Origin of the sequence: Pantoea sp. MBLJ3 (assembly GCF_000816655.1) — a bacterium.
In the GTDB taxonomy this organism is placed as follows: domain Bacteria; phylum Pseudomonadota; class Gammaproteobacteria; order Enterobacterales; family Enterobacteriaceae; genus Pantoea; species Pantoea eucalypti.
This window is the reverse complement of the sequence record NZ_JSUT01000014.1, coordinates 1-5,456: the sequence shown is the minus strand read 5'-3', so window position 1 is coordinate 5,456 and position 5,456 is coordinate 1. Positions and strand designations below refer to the sequence as shown.

Here is a 5,456-nt window from a genome sequence, read left to right as displayed (position 1 = left end):
GATAATAATCTGCGCGGCCTTAAGGGGCGGCGCGGAGAACAGAATCTGCCTGGCGGCTTTAGCGCGGTGGTCCCACCTGACCCCATGCCGAACTCAGAAGTGAAACGCCGTAGCGCCGATGGTAGTGTGGGGTCTCCCCATGCGAGAGTAGGGAACTGCCAGGCATTATATAAGTGAAGAAGCCCCGCACGAAAGTGCGGGGCTTTTTTACGTCTGCAGATCGTGAAAAACCTCATCATAATCCCCGAAAACAGCCTGAGAACCCCTCCCTGATACGGTAAACTACGCCCAGATAACTCAGTAAAGGTCGTCAAATGTCCAGCCAGCATCCTTCCTTAAAAGCCGACAATACGCTTGGGCTTGAAGTACATACACAGAAACGCATCGTTGCTGAGACGCCAGCTGCCATTCTGGCTGCATGGCAGGCCAGCCAGCGTGATCAAACCCCTTTCATGGTGCTTGGTGAAGGCAGCAATGTCCTCTTTCTGGATGATTTCGCTGGTACTGTGGTACTTAACCGCATTAAAGGCATCAACATTCAGGATGAGTATGAGTACTGGAAGTTGCATGTCGGAGCAGGTGAGAACTGGCATCAGCTGGTTAAGAGCACACTGGAAAAAGGGATCACTGGCCTGGAGAATCTGGCATTAATCCCTGGAATGACGGGTTCTGCACCGATTCAGAACATTGGCGCCTATGGTGTGGAATTAAAAGATGTCTGCGAATATGTGGATGTGCTTAACCTGGACAGTGGTGAGACAGAGCGTCTCGATCGTGAAGCCTGTGAATTTGGCTATCGTGACAGCATTTTCAAGCATCGCTATCAGAGAGGTTATGTCATCGTCGCGGTCGGGATAATCCTGCCTAAACAATGGCAGCCCGTATTGACCTACGGTGATCTGAAGACTCTGAATCCGGTAACGGCTAGCGCCTGGGATGTTTATCACGCGGTGTGCCAGATGCGGCAGAGCAAATTACCGGATCCAAAAGTGACCGGGAATGTAGGCAGCTTCTTCAAAAATCCGGTCGTTACCGAGGCGCAGTGCAGCGCCTTGCTGGCGCATTTTCCAGCTATGCCACACTATCTGATGCCGAATGGTGAAACCAAGCTGGCAGCCGGATGGCTTATCGATCAGTGTCAGTTGAAAGGTTATCGTATCGGCGGTGCCGCCGTTCATCAGCAACAGGCTCTGGTGCTGATTAATGCTGATAATGCCACACCTGACGATATCGTTGCGCTGGCAAAAACCGTGCGTGCGAAGGTGGGTGAAAAGTTTGATGTCTGGCTGGAGCCTGAGGTGCGGTTTATTCAGGCACAGGGCGAGTGCAATGCTGTCGGGGTAATCGCATGAAAGACAACAGTATCCCGCTAAAGCTGGTCGATATTTTATCTGACGGTGAGTTTCATTCTGGCGAACAGCTGGGTGAAACACTGGGCATGAGTCGCGCAGCCATTAACAAGCATATCCAGACCTTAAAAAGCTGGGGACTTGACGTTTATACCGTGACAGGGAAGGGCTACAGTCTCTCTGCCCCGATGCAGCTGTTGGATGAGCAGGCAATTGTCGCTCAGGTTAAGCAGGGCAATATCTCTGTTATCCCGGTGATTGACTCCACAAATCAGTATCTGCTGGAGCGCATGCATGAGATGGAGTCGGGTGCTGCCTGTATCGCTGAGTATCAGCAGGCTGGTCGTGGCCGTCGTGGGCGTCAATGGTTCTCTCCCTTTGGCGCTAATCTCTACATGTCTATGTACTGGCGTCTGGAGCAGGGACCCGCTGCGGCGATGGGTCTTAGTCTTGTGATTGGTATTATCATTGCTGAGACATTACGTTCATTAGGGGCTGATGATGTTCGCGTCAAATGGCCCAATGATATTTACCTTAACGATCGCAAACTGGCAGGTATTCTGGTCGAACTGACCGGTAAAACGGGTGATGCCGCGCATATCGTCATGGGGGCCGGGATTAACCTTGCTATGCGTACAGCCGATGCATCGCAGATTAATCAGGGCTGGATTAACCTGCAGGAAGCCGGTGTATCCGTTAACCGCAATGAGCTGGCCGCCCATCTGATAAATAATCTGCGCGAAGCCCTGCCGTTGTTTGAGCAGGAAGGGTTAACGCCCTTTGTTACACGCTGGATGGTGCTGGATAACTTTATTCACCGGCCTGTTAAATTGCTCATTGGTGAACGTGAAGTGCATGGTATTGCGCGGGGCATTGACAGTCAGGGTGGCCTGTTACTTGAGCAGGATGGCGAAATAAAAGCCTGGGTGGGCGGAGAAATATCTCTACGTCCTCTCTGATCAAAAAAGCCTGCACTAATGCAGGCTTTTTTACTGGAGCGGTTATTTACGCAAGCGAACCCTGTCGACCGCATGATTGCCACTTTTAGTCATGATCAGGCTGGCCCGTTCGCGTGTTGGCAGGATATTTTCCCGCAGGTTTAGCCAGTTAATCTCTTTCCATAAATTGCCCGCTATCTCTACTGCTTCCGCTTCTGAGAGCTGGGCATAATGGTGGAAGTAAGAGTCCGGGTCGGTAAATGCACCCTGGCGGAATTTGAGGAATCGATTGATATACCAGCTTTGCAGCAGCTCTTCCTCAGCGTCGACATAGATAGAAAAATCAACGAAGTCTGAAACAAAGACATGATGTGGGTCATGGGGATAGTCCATGCCACTCTGCAATACATTCAGACCTTCCAGAATAAGGATATCAGGCTGCTGAACCACTTTATCGCCATCAGGGATGACATCATAAATCAGATGCGAATAGACCGGTGCTGTGACCTGACTGGCGCCTGATTTCAAATCGGAGACGAAATTGACCAGCCGGTGCATATCATAAGATTGCGGAAACCCTTTTTTCTTCATTAATCCGCGCTCTTTCAGCACGGCATTGGGATGAAGAAAGCCATCCGTCGTGATCAATTCTACTTTACGATGTTCAGGCCAGCGGCTGAGCAACGCCTGTAATACACGCGCAGTCGTGCTTTTACCGACGGCTACGCTGCCCGCAATACTGATGATATAGGGGATTTTCTGGCCATTGGTGCCGAGAAATTGCTCCAGTACAGCCTGCCGACGAACATTAGAGCTGATATAGAAATTAAGCAGACGCGAAAGTGGCAGATAAATTTCTGCTACCTCCTCCAGCGAGAGATCCTCGTTGATGCCCTCCAGCTGCGCGATCTCTTCCTCTGACAGTGTCATAGGAACGGAATCACGTAATGCAGCCCACTGCTCACGAGTGAACTCTAAATAAGGCGTTGTCAGGGGGGTCGTTTTATCCATAAGCATGCATCTGACCGCAAATTCATTGCTATCAACCGCGTGTCATCCGATAAGCAGGAGAGCACAGGTGAAATAAATCACGAATCGCTGGTTTATCAGTGAGAACAATGGGCTGGAGGGTATCACCAGTATGGCTTTTAACAGAAGTAAAAAGATAAACGTGATCACGCTTTCGTCGGTATACCCACAAAACATCATAATAACGCTAATTCTGACAGCTGTATCACTACGTATAGTGCTACACGGGCCATCAAAGCTTATGTGCGGCTTTTATCTGCCTTAAATAGCAGTCGCGCCCTGTATGACCCAATAGAGCTGTAACGGCGTACAGAGAGGCTAAAAGCGCATACATTCAATATGCAGCGTATATTTCCCGACTGAAGAATAAAGATCTGCGAGACACTGGAACCGTTTTTTACCGTTATCGTCGTACCAGCGAGAAAGATATGCAGGACAAAAACGTCTCCCTGTTCTGCAGATATCTTAAGTGCACGAAAAAAAACGCCGATAAGGGTTAAAAAAGCATCACTCAGAACAGGCTGCGCAAAATAAAAAGGCGATGGGCGGAATATTTTACCTTAAAAAGAGCATGCCAGAGCAGCAGGAGACGATAGCGAGGCAGGGTGGGCGGTGTAAAAACAGGACCAGATCGCACAAATATTCTGCACAAAAACGCCAGAATGCGATGATTTGCACAAATAGTAAGCGATAGAACAAAATTAGTGATTTTTTAGTTGCATCGAAGGCCCGACCTTCCTAGAATGCGCTCCACTTGATGCCGGCTTAGCTCAGTTGGTAGAGCAACTGACTTGTAATCAGTAGGTCACCAGTTCGATTCCGGTAGCCGGCACCATCAAGTAGGTGGGATTCCCGAGCGGCCAAAGGGAGCAGACTGTAAATCTGCCGTCACAGACTTCGAAGGTTCGAATCCTTCTCCCACCACCATCTCAGCCTCACGGTTGAGTACAGGTAAACAACCTGTTTATCTGTCAGGTGAGTCACTTATCACCCTGAATTCAGACTGAGCGTTAGCGAAGTCAACGTCGGTCAGCTTCGCTGGCAGACAGTAGATAGCAGAGAAACATTCACTGTTATCTGCAAGCTACAGAAAGAACAGGTAGCCGAGTTCCAGGATGCGGGCATCGTATAATGGCTATTACCTCAGCCTTCCAAGCTGATGATGCGGGTTCGATTCCCGCTGCCCGCTCCAGATGTGCTGATATGGCTCAGTTGGTAGAGCGCACCCTTGGTAAGGGTGAGGTCCCCAGTTCGACTCTGGGTATCAGCACCACTTCCTTTAATCTCCCTCCTGATTTTCTCTGTAACTTCCTTGCAGTCAGGCAATGCCTGGTTAATGTGATGATATCATTGATATATCCGTGTCTTAGAGGGACTAGCGATGGCTAAAGAGCAATTTCAACGTAACAAACTGCACGTAAACGTGGGCACCATCGGTCACGTTGACCACGGTAAAACCACCCTGACTGCAGCTATCACTACCGTACTGGCTAAAACCAACGGCGGCCAGGCTCGTGCATTCGATCAGATCGACAGCACACCTGAAGAAAAAGCCCGCGGTATCACCATCAACACCGCTCACGTTGAGTATGAGACTGCTGCACGTCACTACGCTCACGTTGACTGCCCAGGCCACGCCGACTATGTGAAAAACATGATCACCGGTGCTGCGCAGATGGACGGCGCGATCCTGGTTGTTGCTGCGACTGATGGCCCAATGCCACAAACCCGTGAGCACATCCTGCTGGGTCGTCAGGTTGGCGTTCCTTACATCATCGTGTTCCTGAACAAGTGTGACATGGTTGATGATGAAGAGCTGCTGGAGCTGGTAGAGATGGAAGTACGTGACCTGCTGTCACAGTACGACTTCCCAGGCGACGACACCCCAATCGTTCGTGGTTCTGCTCTGAAAGCGCTGGAAGGCGTTCCTGAGTGGGAAGCGAAAATCATCGAACTGGCTGAACACCTGGACAACTACATCCCGGATCCAGTCCGTGCGATCGACATGCCGTTCCTGCTGCCAATCGAAGACGTATTCTCAATCTCTGGCCGTGGTACTGTTGTTACCGGTCGTGTTGAGCGCGGCATCGTTAAAGTCGGCGACGAAGTTGAAATCGTGGGTATCAAAGATACTGCGAAA

The 5,456-nt window shown here is 50.3% G+C and carries 4 protein-coding genes, 4 tRNA genes and 1 rRNA gene; 8 read left to right on the top strand and 1 reads right to left on the bottom strand.

The features are described 5' to 3' along the window. Positions 1 to 48: 48 nt before the first annotated feature. The 3 genes from rrf to birA all read left to right on the top strand — a co-directional run bounded on the left by rrf (position 49) and on the right by birA (position 2,308). Positions 49 to 164 (top strand): 5S ribosomal RNA (gene rrf / locus NP77_RS18530). Positions 165 to 314: 150 nt separating this feature from the next. Further along, positions 315 to 1,352, top strand: coding sequence for a UDP-N-acetylmuramate dehydrogenase (gene murB / locus NP77_RS18525; protein ID WP_008927171.1), 1,038 nt, complete (start codon positions 315 to 317; stop codon positions 1,350 to 1,352). Further along, positions 1,349 to 2,308: a bifunctional biotin--[acetyl-CoA-carboxylase] ligase/biotin operon repressor BirA gene (birA, locus tag NP77_RS18520; RefSeq protein WP_008927172.1), complete on the top strand. Its 960-nt coding sequence runs from the start codon at positions 1,349 to 1,351 to the stop codon at positions 2,306 to 2,308. Before murB ends, birA begins: the two co-directional genes overlap by 4 nt. Positions 2,309 to 2,350: 42 nt before the next feature. Here the strand turns inward: birA and coaA are convergent, their stop codons facing one another. Further along, positions 2,351 to 3,298: a type I pantothenate kinase gene (gene coaA / locus NP77_RS18515; RefSeq protein WP_033743664.1), complete on the bottom strand. Its 948-nt coding sequence runs from the start codon at positions 3,296 to 3,298 to the stop codon at positions 2,351 to 2,353. A gap of 777 nt (positions 3,299 to 4,075) precedes the next feature. Here coaA and NP77_RS18505 point away from each other — a divergent pair. The 5 genes from NP77_RS18505 to NP77_RS18485 form a co-directional block, all read left to right on the top strand. Beyond that, positions 4,076 to 4,151, top strand: a tRNA-Thr gene (locus tag NP77_RS18505). Positions 4,152 to 4,158: 7 nt separating this feature from the next. After that, a tRNA-Tyr gene (locus NP77_RS18500) sits at positions 4,159 to 4,243 on the top strand. Between the two features lie 190 nt (positions 4,244 to 4,433). Beyond that, positions 4,434 to 4,508, top strand: a tRNA-Gly gene (locus tag NP77_RS18495). Positions 4,509 to 4,513: 5 nt separating this feature from the next. Beyond that, a tRNA-Thr gene (locus NP77_RS18490) sits at positions 4,514 to 4,589 on the top strand. A gap of 108 nt (positions 4,590 to 4,697) precedes the next feature. Further along, positions 4,698 to 5,456 (top strand): elongation factor Tu (locus tag NP77_RS18485; protein ID WP_039661167.1); only part of this gene is annotated, 759 nt, incomplete at its 3' end.